This window comes from Pseudomonas sp. NBB (genome assembly GCF_032701105.1).
GTDB classification, from domain to species: domain Bacteria; phylum Pseudomonadota; class Gammaproteobacteria; order Pseudomonadales; family Pseudomonadaceae; genus Aquipseudomonas; species Aquipseudomonas asiatica.
Genome location: NZ_CP103994.1, coordinates 5,074,515 through 5,089,827, shown reverse-complemented (window position 1 = coordinate 5,089,827; position 15,313 = coordinate 5,074,515). Strand labels below are relative to the sequence as shown.

The window sequence follows — 15,313 nt, the reverse complement described above, 5'->3', positions numbered from 1 at the left end:
GATCGGTAGTCATCCCTTCAAAGGCAGTGTCAGCAGGGTAGCCAAGGCCAGCGACAGCTGCAGGCCCAGGCACACTGCCTGGCGGCGCAACAGGGCCAGCGCGGCCCGGCTACGGGCAGGCCATGCTCGGGTGTCGGCGGCCTGCGGTTTGAGTTTCAGCTCGAACAGTGCGTGGTCCAGGGCCTGGGTGTCCGCCGCCAGGTCGCGGCTGGCGGCGAGGCGGGCGAACAATTGGGCATCGATGGCCACACGGACGGCCCAGTACTTGTGCAGCACGCCTAGTACCAGCAGCGCAATGCACAGCAGGCTGGCCAGCGGTTGCAATTGGGCACCCAGCAAGGGCGCCAAACCGTAGGCCAGGGCCAGCAGGGTGAGGCCGTCCGACAGGCGTTCCAGTTGTTTGCCTCGGCCCAGCAGGCTGGCCACCACGTACAGCGTCATGGTTGTGTCCCTAGCTGTTGCAAGGCCTGGCGGTGTGCGCTGTGCAGCACCACGCCAGGGCGGGCCTTGCGGATCAGCGCTTCGGCCTGGCGAGCATCACTGCAGCGGCCCGTGAGCACCAGCCAGGCTGCCACGGCGCTGGCGCTGCGCGAATAGCCCAGGGCGCAGCAGACCAGCACCGGGCCTTGCGAGCGCAGGCGTTCGATGGCGACGGCGGCTTGGTGCAGCAATGGGCTTTCCGGGGCGATCAGGTCCAAGGTAGGAAAACATGCGTAGCCATGCGCTGCCTGACCGGCTGACGCGGACCCTGTGGGAGCGGCCTTGTGTCGCGAAAGGGCCGCGAAGCGGACCCAGCAATATCTGCTGCGAAGCTGAAAATCTGGGGCCGCTTCGCAGCCCTTTCGCGACACAAGGCCGCTCCCACAAGTGTCCGCGACAGGGCGGCCAACAATGCACGGTAGTTCTGCGCATAAATCGACCACCGCAGCGAACTGCGCGCCACACCCAGGAATCCGCCCAAGGTAGACGCCATCACACACTTCATCCGCCTGCGGGTGCCGCCAGGTCCACAACCGCGAGTTGACCCACGCCCCAATCAGGTACGGTGCCAGCAGCCAGCTGGCTGCATTCGACAAGCGCCCATCGGCGCCTTTCTGAAACCCGCCTGCACCGAGCACGCCATAGTTCAGCGCCACCAAAGCCAGCGACACGGCCGGCCAGGTCAACCACAGCCAGGCGCCGCCCAACGCAACGGCAGGCACTGCGCACAGCAGCCCACCCACTGTATAGAACAACGCCAACCGCCAACGCTTGGCATCCCGCGCAAGGCGCACCTGCTGCCAGGGCAGTTGCCCTTGATGTGGCCACAACCAGACGCAGACGAACCCCGCCAATGCCCCGGTCGGCACGTCGACGAAATGGTGCTGCCAGGTGGTCAGCACCGACACCCCGATCAGTGCCATCCAGCCATGCATCAGCCAACGCCAGGGCTGGCGCTGCACGTGCCGGGCAAACATCGTCCAGATGATCACCAGCAGGGCAATATGCAGCGACGGTGCCTGGTTGAACGGCTTGTCGAAGCCCATGAGCACATCGAACATCCAGCCGAACACCCCGCCCAGTTCCGGCCGCTCGAAGGTGAAACGCAGCGGCCAGAGCAGGAAGCAGCTGACGCTGATCAGCTGCGCGGTGAGCAGCGCCAGCGCGTGCCGGTCCATTTCCTGGCGCGTGCGTGGCAGCAGGAAGGACAAACCGTAGAGCAGGTCGATCGACCAGTACGGGATGATCGTCCACGGCCACAACGGCATGCGGCTTTCCCAGCCGAACACCAGGCTGCCGACATCACTGCGCCCGGCGGTATGGTTGTTCGCCAGCCCGTAACTGAGGAAAAACAGCGGCCCCAGCAACAGAAGCCAGAACACGCCTCGGCGGATCAGCCGGGGCTCGCGTGATGGGCTCATTCAGCGCACCCGTTGTGCCAGGCTGACGCTGAAAATGCCCCATTCATCGATGCGTTGGGCCAGCTTGCGGAACCCGGCCGCTTCTACCAGCTGGTCCATTTCGGCCTGGCTGCGGCGACGCATCACCCAGGCCTCCCCGCCGCGGTGGCTGGTGAGGGCGCGGGCGATCATTTCCAGTTGCGGGTGCCACGGCTGGCCGGTGTAGACCAAATAGCCGCCATCTTCCAGCGCATCCGCCAGGCCGGCCAGCGAGTTGCCTACCAACTGGTTGCTGGCGAACAGTTCGTACAGGCCGGAGACCACGGCCAGGGTCGGTGGTTGTTCCAGGGTGGCCAGGCTCTGGCGGTCGAAGGCATCGCCCTGGACGAAGCGGGCGATGTCGGCCAGGCCCTTTTCTGCAATCAGTGCGCTGCCTTGCTGCACGTTCAGTTCGCTGTAGTCACGCAGCAGGATCGAATCCGGCAGCTGTTCGAGCTCCTGCAGGGCCTCGAGAATGTAGCGGCCATGGCCGGCGGCGATATCGACGATGTGCACCGGCCGCTGCTGTTCGCGCAGGCGGTCGATGGCCAGGCGCAGCAGTTCCTCTACGTGAAGCTTGCGCTGGCGGATGCCACGCCAGCCGATGGCGTCGAGGTAGTTCTGGTCGATCAGGCGGCCGAGCTTGCCTTTGCCGGTCGGCTGGTTGCGGTACACGTAGTCCAGGGTACTGCCCGAGTCGAAACCGGTATCGAAACCCAGCTTCACACCTTCGGACAGCCCATTGCCCAGCCGCAGCCCGGCACGGGTAGCACGCCAGTAAAGGTCGCGGGGCGAGTTGCGCGGCAGCGGTGCGGCCAGGCTTTCGGCTTCGGCGCAGCTGGCGCCGATCTTGTCGGCATCGAGTAGTGACGGCAGGGCGGCGGGGCTGGCGAAGCAATGTTCGACAAACCGCTCGATGCGCCGCAAGGCATGGGCCCTGTCACGCTCGCCAAGGGTGTCGTGGAAAAAGCCTGGCAGGATGTGCATTTCCTTGCGCGCACTGCCCAGGCGTTCGAAGAAGCGTTCCTGCGGTTGGCGTTCGACCACGAAGTCGGCACCGGACACCAGCAGCTGGGTTGGCAACTGAATGGCCTGGGCATCCGCCACCACCCGGTCGGCGGCTTCGTACAGGCCCAGCAGCATGGTCACCGAAATCGGCCGGCTGATCAGCGGGTCGGCCACGTACGACATGACCCGTTCGGGGTCGTGGGTGAGCAGGCGGGGCTTGACGTAGCTGTTTACGAAGAAGTTTCCGCGCAAGGCTTTCAGCAGTTTCAGGCCGGTGCGGGCGAACGGCACATACAGTTTGACCTTGAACGCTGGCGAGGCCAGCACCAGGCAGCGCACCTTGGGCGCGTAGTCGTGGGCCCAGGTGGCCACGAGCACGGCCCCTACGCTCTGCGCCAGCACCACCAGGTCCTGTTCGGCGATGCCATGGCTGGCCTGGATGTGCTCGATGAAGGTCTGCACATCGCGCACGCTGGTGGCGAAGCCCGGGCTGTCGCCACGCGCGCCCGGCGAATGGCCGTGGCCGCGGGCATCCCAGGCGAAGAAATCGTAGCCCGGCATGTCCAGCTCGTCGGCCAGGTGTGCCATGCGCCCGCCGTGTTCGTGGCCGCGATGGAACATCACCACGGCCCGGCGTGGCTGGTGTTGGTTACGCGTGGCAGGCCAGTGACGGTAATGCAGCTCGACGCCGTCATGGGTGGAGAAGTGCAGCGCTTGCGCTTGGCGCATGGTCGACATCCTTTTGCGACGGCAGTGGGCTCAGCGGGTTTCGGCCAGCCCCTGGCGAACCCGGTTGTAGAGGGTATAGAGCGAGAGTGCGAGGATGACCAGCAACAAGCCGTTGAGCCAGGTGCCATTCAGCAGGCCTAGAGCGACACCGGTACCCAGCACACCGAAGGCAAAGGCCCGGTCGCTCTTGCCCATTGGGCCATCGTAGCGCCGTGAAGCACCGGCCAGTGGGCCCATGACACCGGCGTATTCGCTGAAGGTGGCGCTGAGCACCACGAGCACGACCAAGGTTGGCGATACACCGGCCAGCAGGGCGAAGGGCAGGTACAGCGCGGCATCGGCGATCACGTCGCACAGTTCGTTGAGGTAGGCACCGAGGGTGGATTGCTGGCCGAACTCGCGGGCGAGCATGCCGTCGACAGCGTTCAGTGCCATGCGCAGCAGCATCCAGACTGGCACCAGGATGAACAGCCAGGTGAGATGGGGCAGGGCAGCCAGCAGCAGGCCCAGCAGGATTGACAGCAGGGCGGCGGCGACAGTGACCTGGTTGGCGGTGACACCGCGGTCATGGAGGCGCTGGACAGCAGGGCGTAGCATGGCCTGGAAGTGCGGTTTGAGCTGGTAGATCGATGCCACTGGAAAGTCCTTTTCGGTGGGGCGTTATGGCGCCATTGTGTGTGAGCCTTCTTTGCGGGTAAACCCGCTCCCACAGGTATAGTGTCCAGCCGAGAGATACCACACATCCTGTGGGAGCAGGTTCACCCGCGAACACGGGCGAAGCCCGTGCCATCAATCGCGGTGCCTGCTTCGCGGGCTCGCCCGCTCCCACAGGTATAGTGTCCAGCCGAGAGATACCACACATCCTGTGGGAGCAGGTTCACCCGCGAACACGGGCGAAGCCCGTGCCATCAATCGCGGTGCCTGCTTCGCGGGCTCGCCCGCTCCCACAGGTATAGTGTCCAGCCGAGAGATACCACACATCCTGTGGGAGCAGGTTCACCCGCGAACACGGGCGAAGCCCGTGCCATCAATCGCGGTGCCTGCTTCGCGGGCTCGCCCGCTCCCACAGGTATAGCGTCCATCCGAGAGCTACCACATATCCTGTGGGAGCGGGTTCACCCGCGAACACGGGCGAAGCCCGTGCCATCCACTTCGTCAGCGGGTGAGGGTGGTTACCAACCCTGCGGCATACCCCGGCAATGCCGCAAAGTCGCGTGCACACACCAGCAACCGGCGATTGGCCCATGGTTCCGTCATCGCCACCCAGTGCAACGGCAACACCCCTTGCCAGCGCTTCACCGCAGCCAGCGGCACAATCCCTACTCCGGCTCCGCCCGCAACCATGCGGATCACGCCATCGAACCCTTCGGCACGCACCCGAACCCGCATGCGCCGGCCCTCGCGCAGTGCCTGCTCTTCCAGGTACAACGCCAGTGCACTGCCGGCACCCAGGCCGACATAGCCATGGGCCAGGCTATCGATGAAGCTCGGCGCTTCCTCGCTGGCCAGTGGATGGCGCTGCGGCGTTACAAGCACCAGTGGGTCTTCGCGAAACGGCCGGGTCTGCAGGTGCTCGCTGGGGGCGGCGGTTGAAACTATGCCCAGGTCCGCCATGCCCTGGGTAATCGACTGCACGATGCGCAGGCTCGGCAACTCCTGCACATCCACACTGACGCCTGGGTTTTCAGCCAGGTAGCCGGCCAGCAGCTCCGGCAGGTATTCCGTGAGTGCAGCCGTGTTGCACAGCAGGCGCACCTGGCCCTGCTGCCCTTGAACGTACTGGCCCAGGTCGAACTGCAGGCGCTCGACCTGCTGCGATATCAGCCGGGCATGCTGCAGCAGTGCCTGGCCGGCCAGAGTTGCTTGCACGCCACGGCGGTTGCGTTCCAGCAAAGGGATGCCCAGCGAAGCCTCCATGGCGCGGATCCGCGCACTGGCTGCTGCCAGCGAAAGATGGCTGCGGCTGGCACCGGCGGTGATGTTGCCGCACTCCAGGGTGTGCTGGAACAGCCTGAGGTCGATCAGGTCGAAATGCATGTGGCTCTGTCCTGGCAAGAGTCTGGCTGAGTATATGGCAGATTTTCAGCCCGGCCGACGCACGCCATCATCGGCCCATGAATACCTTGCTCGCTTTCTACCAGAACATTGGCCCAGCGCTGTCGCTGCTGGTGGTACTGACTTTCCTGCTGGCCGGCGCGGTGAAGGGGGTGATCGGCCTCGGCTTGCCGACAATCGCCATGGGCCTGCTGGGCCTGGCTATGTCACCGGCGCAGGCTGCGGCATTGCTGATTGTGCCTTCGACCCTCACCAACCTCTGGCAGCTGGCCAGTGGGGGGCACCTGCGGAGGTTGCTGGCACGCCTGTGGCCGATGCTGGCGATGATCTTCGTCGGTACCTTGCTGGGCAGCGCCTGGCTGGGGATCAACAGCGGCCCTTGGGCCGCACATGCACTGGGCGCGGCCTTGATGGTGTATGCGCTGTACGGGCTGGTCGGTCCGGGCCTGCGCCTGGCACCGGGGCGGGAGCTTTGGCTGGCGCCGCTTTGCGGGCTGGTCACGGGCGTGGTCACGGCGGCGACCGGGGTGTTCGTGATACCGGCTGTACCCTACCTGCAGAGCCTGGGTTTGAATCGGGATCAGATGGTCCAGGCCCTGGGCCTTTCGTTCACGGTTTCGACCCTGGCCCTGGCCGTTGGCCTGGCCGGGCAGCATGCCCTGGGTGGCCAGGCGCTGGGTGCTTCGCTGCTGATGCTGGCGCCGGCCTTCGTCGGCATGCTGGCCGGCCAGTGGCTGCGGCAGCGCATCAGTACGCCGCTGTTCAAACGGTGCTTCTTCATCGGCCTGGCCGCGCTCGGCGGCCATTTGCTGATCAGCGGTTAGCGCTTGATGCGCTGAGCATGTCGATCATCTGGATGTCAAAATCGCGTTCCAGGTAGTCCATGCGTTTTTCGAAGAACGCGGTCATGTGCGGCAGTGCCGAATGCACATCCAGCGCGGCCTTGTCGGCCCAGACCTCGAAGAACACGAACAGGCTCGGGTCCTGCTTGTCGCGCAGCATGTGGTACTCGATGCAGCCCGGCTCCTGGCGGCTTGGCTCGACGTAAGCGCGGAATAGGGTTTCGAACGCTTCAGCCATTTCCGGGCGGGTCTTGGCTTTGAGGATGAAGGCGTACTGCTCACTCATGGGTCGCTACTCGGTGATGGGAGGTGATGCGATTCTAAAGCAATAATGCATTATTGATTCGTGACTTCAGGTCAATTGTATTTTGCCGCTGCATTACTGTATCCCGCGCCCGCGAGCCCCTAACCTGCCGGCCTGAATTTTTTTTCCGCGAGGCCCGCATGAAGAAGATCCTTTTGCTCAACGGTGGTAAACAGTTCGCCCACTCCGACGGTCGTCTGAACACGACCTTGCACGAAGCGGCCATCGCTCACCTGGACCGGGCCGGTTTCGATGTACGCCAGACCTTCATCGACGGTGGCTATGATGCCCAGGAAGAGGTGGAGAAGTTCCTCTGGGCCGATGTGGTCATCTACCAGATGCCCGGCTGGTGGATGGGCGCGCCATGGACCGTTAAAAAGTACATCGACGAGGTGTTCACCGCCGGCCACGGTAGTTTGTATGCCAACGACGGCCGTACCCGTTCGGACCACTCGCAGAAGTACGGCAGTGGTGGCCTGGTGCACGGCAAGCAGTACATGCTTTCGCTGACCTGGAATGCACCGCTGCAGGCATTCGACGACCCTAGCGATTTCTTCGAGGGCAAGGGGGTGGACGCGGTGTACTTCCCATTCCACAAGGCCAACCAGTTCCTCGGCATGACCGGGTTGCCGACTTTCCTGGCGGTGGATGTGATGAAGCGGCCGGATGTGCCGGCTGCTTTGGCGGCCTATGAGGCGCATCTGGACAAGGTATTTGGCAAGGCACAGTAAGGTTTTTCCTGTGCTGGCCTCTTCGCGGGTAAACCCGCTCCCACAGGTACCCCACAGTCTTTGACAACCGTGCAGCACTTGTGGGAGCGGGTTTACCCGCGAAGAGGCCAACACAGGCACCGCTGGACTTGGCCTCGACAAGCGGCTATCTATCCCTGCAGAGACCAATCACAGGCGCAGATGTGAAAACCCGATCCGAAGAACTCCAGGTATTTGTCACCGTCATCGACTGCGGCTCGATTTCCGCTGCTGCCGAGCAGATGGGCCAGACTCCGTCTGCCGTCAGCCGTACCCTGTCGCGCCTTGAAGGCAAGCTGGGTACCACGCTGGTCAACCGCACTACCCGACGCATGGACCTGACCGAGGAGGGCCGCTTCTTCCTCGAGCGCGCGCGGTTGATCCTGGAACAGATGGACGAGATGGAAGAGCGCCTGTCGATGAACCGCCAGACCCCCACCGGGCGCCTGCGCATCAACGCCGCCGCGCCGTTCATGCTGCATGCCATCCTGCCGTGGATCGGTGAGTTCCGCCGCCAATTCCCTGGCATCGAACTGGAACTCAATACCGACGACCTGATCATCGACCTGCTGGAGCAGAGCACCGATGTGGCAATCCGCATCGGTGAACTCGCCGACTCCAGCCTGCACGCGCGCAGCCTGGGATGCAGCCCGGTACAGGTGCTGGCCAGCCCGGCCTACCTCGAGCAACACGGCACGCCGCAGCGGGTTGAGGACCTGGCCAACCACTGCCTGCTTGGCTTCAGCCAGCCCGAATCGCTCAACCACTGGCCACTGCGCCATGCCCAGGGTGACCGCTGGAGCATCCGCCCGGCGCTGATCGCCTCCAGCGGCGAGACCCTGCGCCAATTGGCGCTGGCCGGCGAGGGCATCGTCAGCCTTTCGCACTTCATGACCCACGAGGACATCCGCGCCGGGCGCCTGCAAGTGCTGCTGAGCGAAGCCAACAACGGCTATCGCCAGCCGATCCATGCGGTGTACTACCGCAACACCCAGCTGGCGCTGCGTATCCAGTGCTTCCTCGATTTCATCCAGCGCAAGTTGGCGATGTACGCCAGCTGAGTTGCCTGAACGCGACAGGTCCTGTCCACGGGCGGCGAAACTTCCTGCGGTTGATTGCACAGTCGAAGCGCTTCGGCCTTACTGACTGCTCAACAAAAACAACACCAAGGAAGTGTCATGCGTATTGCTCCGTTCCAGTACCTGGCTCTCGCAGCCGCGATCCTGAGCTGTTCCTCGGTCCATGCCGCCAATCTTGAGGGCGGCGCAGTGGCCGCGCCCGATCAATATGGTGCACAGGTGGCCGCCGATATCCTCAAGAAAGGCGGCAACGCGGTGGATGCGGCAGTGGCCACGGCTTTCACCCTGGCGGTGACTTATCCCGAGGCTGGCAACATCGGCGGTGGCGGGTTCATGACCCTGTTCGTAGACGGCAAACCCTACTTCCTCGATTACCGCGAAGTCGCGCCCAAGGCCGCCACGCGCAACATGTACCTGGACGAAAAGGGTGAGGTCATCGAAAACCTCAGCCTGGTCGGGGCACGTGCTGCTGGCGTTCCGGGCACGGTGATGGGGTTGTGGGAGGCGCATCAGAAGTTCGGCAAGCTGCCCTGGAGCGAACTGCTGACCCCGGCCATCGGCTATGCGAAAAACGGCTTCAAGGTTGCGGCCAAGCAGTACCAGTACCGCAACGACGCCCAGGGCATGTTCAAGACCGCGACCAATTTCAACGACTACTTCGGCAACATGAAGGTCGGCGAGCTTTTCAAGCAACCGGAAATGGCCCAGACCCTGGAACGCATCGCCGACAAGGGCGTGAGCGAGTTCTATCAGGGCAAGACCGCCGATCTGCTGGTGGCGCAGATGCAGGCCGACAAGGGCCTGATCACCAAGCAGGACCTCAAGGACTACAAGGCCGTATGGCGTGAGCCGATGGCCGTGAGCTGGCGTGGCAACGTGGTGTATACCGCGCCACCGCCAAGCTCCGGTGGTGTCGCCCTGGCCCAGCTGCTGGGTATCAAGGAAAACCGGGCGGCGGACTTCAAGGGGGTGGCGCACAACTCGGCGCAGTACATACACCTGTTGGCCGAGATCGAGAAGCGCGTGTTCGCCGACCGCGCCGACTACCTTGGCGACCCGGCCTTCACCAAAGTGCCGGTGGATCAGCTGGTGGCCAAGGACTACCTGGCCAAGCGCGCCGCGCAGGTCAACCCGAAGGCCATTTCCGATACCGACAAGGTCAAGCCGGGCCTGGAACCGCACCAGACCACGCACTTCTCGATCGTCGACAAGCAGGGCAATGCGGTCAGCAACACCTACACCCTCAACCTCGACTACGGCAGTGGTGTGGTGGTGAAAGGCGCCGGCTTCCTGCTCAACGACGAGATGGACGATTTCAGCGCCAAGCCGGGGGCGGCGAATGCCTTTGGTGTGGTAGGTGGCGATGCCAATGCCATCGCCCCGGGCAAGCGCATGCTGTCGTCCATGAGCCCCAGCCTGATGACCCGCGATGGCAAGGTCGAGCTGGTCATCGGCACCCCGGGTGGCTCGCGGATCTTCACCTCGATCTTCCAGGTGATGAACAACCTGTACGACTACGGCATGCCGCTGGACAAGGCGGTGGCGGCGCAGCGCGTGCACCATCAGTTGCTGCCCAAGGACACCATCTACTTCGACAGCTATGCACCGCTTACCGGGCCGGTGGCTGATGAACTGAAGAAGATGGGCTATGTGCTGGAGGACCAGGGCTGGGAGATGGGGGATATCCAGGCGATCCGGGTTGATGGGACGAAGCTGGAGACCGCTTCGGATCCGCGTGGGCGCGGGGTAGGCATGATCGTCAAGTAATACCTGCCAGAATGCTGGGAGGGCTTTGCCCTCCTATCGCGACACAAGGCCGCTCCCACAAAGACCTGCGTACGCCGATCAATGTGGGAGCGGCCTTGTGTCGCGATAGGGCCGCAAAGCGGCCCCAGGGTCTTCAGGTCAGACGCGGAACTGGCTGACCAACGTCTGCAACTGCCCACCCAACCGCGCCAACTCCACGCTGGACGCCGCCGTCTCGTCACTGGCCGCCGCCGTCTGCTCCGACACATCGCGTACATTCAGGATGCTGCGGCTGATCTCCTCCGCCACCGCACTCTGCTGTTCCGCCGCCGCGGCAATCTGCTGGTTCATCGACTGGATGCTCGACACGGTACTGGTGATGCTCTCCAGCGAAGCCCCGGCCTTACGCGCCAGCTCGACGCTGCTATCGGTCAGGGTACGGCTGCCGTGCATGGCCGTAGCCACTTGCTGGGTACCATGCTGCAGGCTTGCGATCAGTTCTTCGATCTCTTCGGTGGATTTCTGCGTGCGTTGGGCCAGGCCGCGCACTTCATCGGCAACCACGGCAAAACCACGGCCAGCCTCGCCGGCACGCGCCGCCTCGATCGCTGCGTTCAGCGCCAGCAGGTTGGTCTGTTCGGCCACCGACTTGATCACGTCCATCACGCTGCCGATCTTCTGGCTTTCCTGCTGCAACAGGTTCATGGCTTCTGTGGAACGGTGCATTTCTTCGGCCAGGCGTTCGATCTGGCCAATTGCTTCGCCTACCACGCGGTCGCCGGCACGGGCTTCGTCATCGGCACCGGTGGCAGCATGCGAGGCCTGCTCGGCATTGCGTGCCACTTCCTGAACGGTAGCGGCCATTTCGTGCATTGCGGTGGCCACCTGGTCGGTCTCGACCTTCTGGCTGTTGGCGCCGGCGCTGGTCTGCTCGGTCACTGCCGACAATTCCTCGGCAGCGCTGGCGATCTGGGTGACGCCATCGCGGATGCCGCTGATCAGCTCGCGCAAAGTGGTGCCCATGCGGGCGATGCCTTGTTGCAGCACGCCCAGTTCGTCGCGGCGGGTGACGCGCAGGTGCTGGGTGAGGTCGCCGCTGGCGATCTTTTCAACTGCCACCATGGTGTCGCGCAGTGGGCGGGTGATCTGCCGGGTGATCAGCACTGCCGCCAGCACGCCGACCAACAGCGCCAGCAGCGTGGCGATGGCCTGCAGGCTGCGGGCCTGGGTACTTTCCATGTCGCGGCGCTGCAGCTGGATCTGGTACAGAGCGTCGCTGCGCTTGACGATGTCGGCACCCTGAACGGTCATCTCGGCGCGCGCAGTGGTGATGTTGGCGACCGCATCGCGGAATTGACGTACGGCTTCACGGTAGGCCAGCACCGAGCCTTCGAACTGTCGCAGGCGCGTGTCTTCGGCCGGCAGCTGGCGCTTGAGGTTGTCGATTTCGGCCAGGGCGGTGTCCAGCTGGCGCAGGGCTGCCTGCTCGTTGGCAGCGCTGTTTTCGGCAATGTAGCCGCGTACGTCGATGCGCACCTGCAGCAGTTGCTGGCGGGCCTTGCTGATCAGCTGGTACTGGGCCAGGCGCACGCTGTCGGCTTCGGGGCGTGCCATGACTTCCTGGCTGAGGGCGTCCATGGCCTGGTCGGCACGGCTGGCCGAGCCGTCCATGGCCGTGCGCGCGGTGCGGGTGGCATCGTAGCCCTGGCGCATCTTGTTCAGCGACACCTTGTAGGCGCTGATGGTCTCGCCCAGTTCACCTAGCAGCTTGATGTTTTCCGGGCTCTTGAAGGTGCTGGCCAGGTAGGCCTGTTGCTTGCTGAAGGCGTCAAGCTTGGTCTGGGTGTTGGCGGCGGCAGCATCGTCACCGTTGGCGATCATGTACTGCAGGCGTGCAATGCGCAGGTCGGTCAGGTCCTTGTTGAGCTGGCCGATATCGCCCATCCAGTTGCTGCGGTCAATCAGGCTGCCCAGGCTGGTCCAGCCGGTCAGGGCCAGCAGGCCGGTGAGGATCAGTACCAGGCCGAAGCCCAGGCCGAGTTTGAGGTTGACGCTGATGTTGGCGAACCAGCTGTTCATGCACGCTCTCCAGAAGTTGTTTTCGCTCGCTTGATCTTCGATCGCCAGGCGTTGTTGTTCTGGATGCCCGCTGATTCGTGCAGGGGTTATCGGCAGTGATGGAGGAAGCTGAAACGCTTTTTCAGCAGATTTGTAACTGGTTTGATTGGGGCTGCCTTGCAGCCCTTCGCGGTGGATGGCACCGGCTTTGCCGGTGTTCGCGGCTAAAGCCGCTCCTACAGGGATCGCGTGGGTTTTGGAAGCTATTCAAAGGTTGCGCGCGCTGAAGGTATCGCAGCGGTTCACCTCACCCTCGGCAAACCCGGTCTTGAACCAGCGCACCCGTTGCGCTGAGGTGCCGTGGGTGAACGAGTCTGGTACCACGCGCCCGCGGCCTTGCTGCTGCAAGCGGTCATCGCCAATGGCATTGGCCGCGTTCAGGGCCTCTTCGACATCGCCCGGCTCCAGCCAGTTCAGGCGCTTCTGCGCCTGGTAGGCCCATACACCGGCCAGGCAGTCGGCCTGCAGTTCCTGACGCACCAGCAGGCCATTGTCGCCTTCCATGCGCTGGCCGCTGCGGCGCGCGGCATCGACCTTGGCCGACACGCCCAGCAGGGTCTGCACGTGATGGCCGATTTCGTGGGCGATCACGTAGGCCTGGGCAAAGTCGCCGGCGGCGGCGAAGCGGGTTTCCATTTCGCGGAAGAACGACATGTCCAGGTAGACCCGTTGGTCTGCCGGGCAGTAGAACGGCCCCACCGCCGCCGAGGCAAAGCCACAGGCCGAATTGACCTGGCCGCTGAACAGCACCAGCTTGGGGTCGCGGTACTGCTTGCCGCCCTCGGCGAACAGGGCTTTCCAGGTGTCTTCGGTGTCGCCCAGGATCGAGGCGACGAACTCGGCCTGCTGGTCGTTGGCCGGCGGCGCCTTGCCGCCCGCGCTGCTGGGTGCCTGCTGTTGCTGCTCCATCTGGCCGGCGAGCTGACCAAGAATCTGCAATGGGTCCTGGCCGGTGAGCCAGCCGATACCGACAATCAGCAGCACCGCACCAAGCCCGAGCCCCTTGCCGCCGCCGAAACGCATGCCGCCGCCACCACCTTCGCCTCGGGCATCGACCACATTGTCGCTGCGTCGGCCTTTTCGCCAATCCATGAATGCTCTCCGAAGCGTGAAACAAGAAGACAAAGATTAGTCCACGACAGCGGCGAGTGTCAGGCCAAGGTGCTTATGCATAACCAAATGGTTATGTTTGATGTGGCTGATTTCAATATTCATTGCGCGCTACCTGCCTGAAACTGCATGTGGGAGCGGGCTTGCCCGCGACAGGGGTTCAAATAATCCCCCCGCGCATTTCCATAATTCCAAGAGAGGAAACCGGCATGCCCGCCCAGGACAACAGCCGCTTCGTGATCCGTGATCGCAACTGGCACCCGAAAGCTCTTACGCCTGACTACAAGACGTCCATTGCCCGTTCGCCACGCCAGGCACTGGTCAGCATCCCGCAGTCGATCAGCGAAACCACCGGCCCGGACTTTTCCCACCTGGGCTTCGGCGCCCATGACCATGACCTGCTGCTGAACTTCAACAACGGCGGCTTGCCGATCGGCGAGCGCATCATCGTTGCCGGCCGTATCGTCGACCAGTACGGCAAGCCTGTGCCGAACACCCTGGTGGAAATGTGGCAAGCCAACGCCGGCGGCCGCTACCGTCACAAGAACGACCGCTACCTGGCGCCGCTGGACCCGAACTTCGGTGGCGTCGGCCGCTGCCTGACCGACCGTGATGGCTACTACAGCTTCCGCACCATCAAGCCGGGCCCGTACCCATGGCGCAACGGCCCGAACGACTGGCGCCCGGCGCACATCCACTTCGCCATCAGCGGCCCGTCGATCGCCACCAAGCTGATTACCCAGCTGTACTTCGAGGGTGACCCGCTGATCCCGATGTGCCCGATCGTCAAGTCGATCGCCAACCCGCAAGCCGTGCAGCAGTTGATCGCCAAGCTCGACATGAGCAACGCCAACCCGATGGACTGCCTGGCCTACCGCTTCGACATCGTGCTGCGCGGCCAGCGCAAGACCCACTTCGAAAACTGCTGAGGACCCCGCCATGCCAATCGAACTGCTGCCGGAAACCCCTTCGCAGACTGCCGGCCCCTACGTACACATCGGCCTGGCCCTGGAAGCGGCCGGCAACCCGACCCGCGACCAGGAAATCTGGAACCGCCTGGCCAAGCCGGACGCGCCGGGCGAGCACATCCTGCTGATCGGCCAGGTGTATGACGGTAACGGCCACCTGGTGCGCGATTCGTTCCTGGAAGTGTGGCAAGCCGATGCCAACGGCGAGTACCAGGATGCCTACAACCTGGAAAACGCCTTCAACAGCTTTGGTCGCACCGCCACCACTTTCGATGCCGGTGAGTGGACCCTGCACACGGTCAAGCCGGGTGCGGTGAACAACGCTGCGGGCGTGCCGATGGCGCCGCACATCAACATCAGCCTGTTTGCCCGGGGGATCAACATCCACCTGCACACGCGGCTGTATTTCGATGACGAGGCCGAGGCTAATGCCAAGTGCCCGGTGCTCAACCTGATCGAGCAGCCGCAGCGGCGCGAGACCCTGGTGGCCAAGCGTTGCGAGGTGGACGGGAAGACGGCGTATCGCTTCGATATCCGTATTCAGGGGGAAGGGGAGACGGTGTTCTTCGACTTCTGAGTCGAGTCTGGGGGCTGCTTTGCAGCCCATCGCGACGCAAGGCCGCTCCCACATTGATCGGCGTACGCAGGTCTTTGTGGGAGCGGCCTTGTGTCGCGAAAGGGCCGCA

At 63.8% G+C, this 15,313-nt stretch carries 14 protein-coding genes and 1 pseudogene; 6 read left to right on the top strand and 9 right to left on the bottom strand.

Translation table 11 applies throughout. The annotated features are described in order from the left end of the window. Window positions 1-9: 9 nt before the first annotated feature. The 5 genes from NY023_RS23565 to NY023_RS23545 form a co-directional block, all read right to left on the bottom strand. Window positions 10-441: a hypothetical protein gene (locus NY023_RS23565; protein ID WP_013974236.1), complete on the bottom strand. Its 432-nt coding sequence runs from the start codon at window positions 439-441 to the stop codon at window positions 10-12. Next, window positions 438-1,901, bottom strand: coding sequence for a phosphatase PAP2/dual specificity phosphatase family protein (locus tag NY023_RS23560; protein WP_024087746.1), 1,464 nt, complete (start codon window positions 1,899-1,901; stop codon window positions 438-440). Before NY023_RS23560 ends, NY023_RS23565 begins: the two co-directional genes overlap by 4 nt. After that, window positions 1,902-3,656, bottom strand: coding sequence for a bifunctional alpha/beta hydrolase/class I SAM-dependent methyltransferase (locus NY023_RS23555; RefSeq protein WP_044047159.1), 1,755 nt, complete (start codon window positions 3,654-3,656; stop codon window positions 1,902-1,904). Window positions 3,657-3,686: 30 nt separating this feature from the next. Then, window positions 3,687-4,292, bottom strand: coding sequence for a CDP-alcohol phosphatidyltransferase family protein (locus NY023_RS23550; protein WP_013974233.1), 606 nt, complete (start codon window positions 4,290-4,292; stop codon window positions 3,687-3,689). Window positions 4,293-4,811: 519 nt separating this feature from the next. Then, window positions 4,812-5,693, bottom strand: a complete 882-nt coding sequence (locus tag NY023_RS23545; protein ID WP_013974232.1) for a LysR family transcriptional regulator — start codon at window positions 5,691-5,693, stop codon at window positions 4,812-4,814. A 77-nt stretch (window positions 5,694-5,770) separates the two neighbouring features. Here NY023_RS23545 and NY023_RS23540 point away from each other — a divergent pair, with 77 nt between their 5' ends. Further along, window positions 5,771-6,535, top strand: coding sequence for a sulfite exporter TauE/SafE family protein (locus NY023_RS23540; RefSeq protein WP_013974231.1), 765 nt, complete (start codon window positions 5,771-5,773; stop codon window positions 6,533-6,535). On the opposite strand, the gene NY023_RS23535 is transcribed toward NY023_RS23540, so the two are convergent. Next, window positions 6,525-6,839: a putative quinol monooxygenase gene (locus tag NY023_RS23535; protein ID WP_003258316.1), complete on the bottom strand. Its 315-nt coding sequence runs from the start codon at window positions 6,837-6,839 to the stop codon at window positions 6,525-6,527. The genes NY023_RS23540 and NY023_RS23535 overlap by 11 nt on opposite strands. A 158-nt stretch (window positions 6,840-6,997) precedes the next feature. Between NY023_RS23535 and NY023_RS23530 the strand changes: the two genes are divergently transcribed. The 3 genes from NY023_RS23530 (at window position 6,998) to ggt (ending at window position 10,452) form a co-directional block, all read left to right on the top strand. Beyond that, window positions 6,998-7,588 carry an NAD(P)H-dependent oxidoreductase gene (locus tag NY023_RS23530; RefSeq protein ID WP_013974230.1) on the top strand — a complete coding sequence of 197 codons (591 nt, stop codon included), beginning with the start codon at window positions 6,998-7,000 and terminating at the stop codon, window positions 7,586-7,588. A 182-nt stretch (window positions 7,589-7,770) separates the two neighbouring features. Beyond that, window positions 7,771-8,667, top strand: a complete 897-nt coding sequence (locus NY023_RS23525) for a LysR family transcriptional regulator (protein WP_024087744.1) — start codon at window positions 7,771-7,773, stop codon at window positions 8,665-8,667. Between the two features lie 117 nt (window positions 8,668-8,784). Continuing rightward, a complete protein-coding gene (gene ggt, locus NY023_RS23520; RefSeq protein WP_013974228.1) occupies window positions 8,785-10,452 on the top strand; it encodes a gamma-glutamyltransferase in 1,668 nt (555 codons plus the stop codon). Between the two features lie 138 nt (window positions 10,453-10,590). On the opposite strand, the gene NY023_RS27840 is transcribed toward ggt, so the two are convergent. The 3 genes and pseudogenes from NY023_RS27840 to NY023_RS23510 all read right to left on the bottom strand — a co-directional run bounded on the left by NY023_RS27840 (window position 10,591) and on the right by NY023_RS23510 (window position 13,641). Then, window positions 10,591-11,454 carry a methyl-accepting chemotaxis protein gene (locus NY023_RS27840; RefSeq protein WP_404940927.1) on the bottom strand — a complete coding sequence of 288 codons (864 nt, stop codon included), beginning with the start codon at window positions 11,452-11,454 and terminating at the stop codon, window positions 10,591-10,593. Beyond that, a pseudogene (locus NY023_RS27835) lies at window positions 11,446-12,375 on the bottom strand (methyl-accepting chemotaxis protein); the annotation flags it as partial. The pseudogene NY023_RS27835 and the gene NY023_RS27840, both read right to left, overlap by 9 nt. A 381-nt stretch (window positions 12,376-12,756) precedes the next feature. Continuing rightward, entirely contained in the window at window positions 12,757-13,641 is an 885-nt protein-coding gene (locus tag NY023_RS23510; RefSeq protein WP_013974226.1) for a neutral zinc metallopeptidase, read from the bottom strand. A gap of 227 nt (window positions 13,642-13,868) precedes the next feature. Here NY023_RS23510 and pcaH point away from each other — a divergent pair, with 227 nt between their 5' ends. Both pcaH and pcaG read left to right on the top strand, forming a co-directional pair. Then, the gene (gene pcaH, locus NY023_RS23505; protein ID WP_024087742.1) at window positions 13,869-14,588 is read left to right on the top strand and encodes a protocatechuate 3,4-dioxygenase subunit beta; all 720 of its coding nucleotides are present in this window, start codon (window positions 13,869-13,871) and stop codon (window positions 14,586-14,588) included. 10 nt (window positions 14,589-14,598) lie between these two features. Next, complete coding sequence (gene pcaG / locus NY023_RS23500; protein WP_013974224.1) at window positions 14,599-15,204, top strand: protocatechuate 3,4-dioxygenase subunit alpha; 606 nt, start codon at window positions 14,599-14,601, stop codon at window positions 15,202-15,204. Window positions 15,205-15,313: the final 109 nt, after the last annotated feature.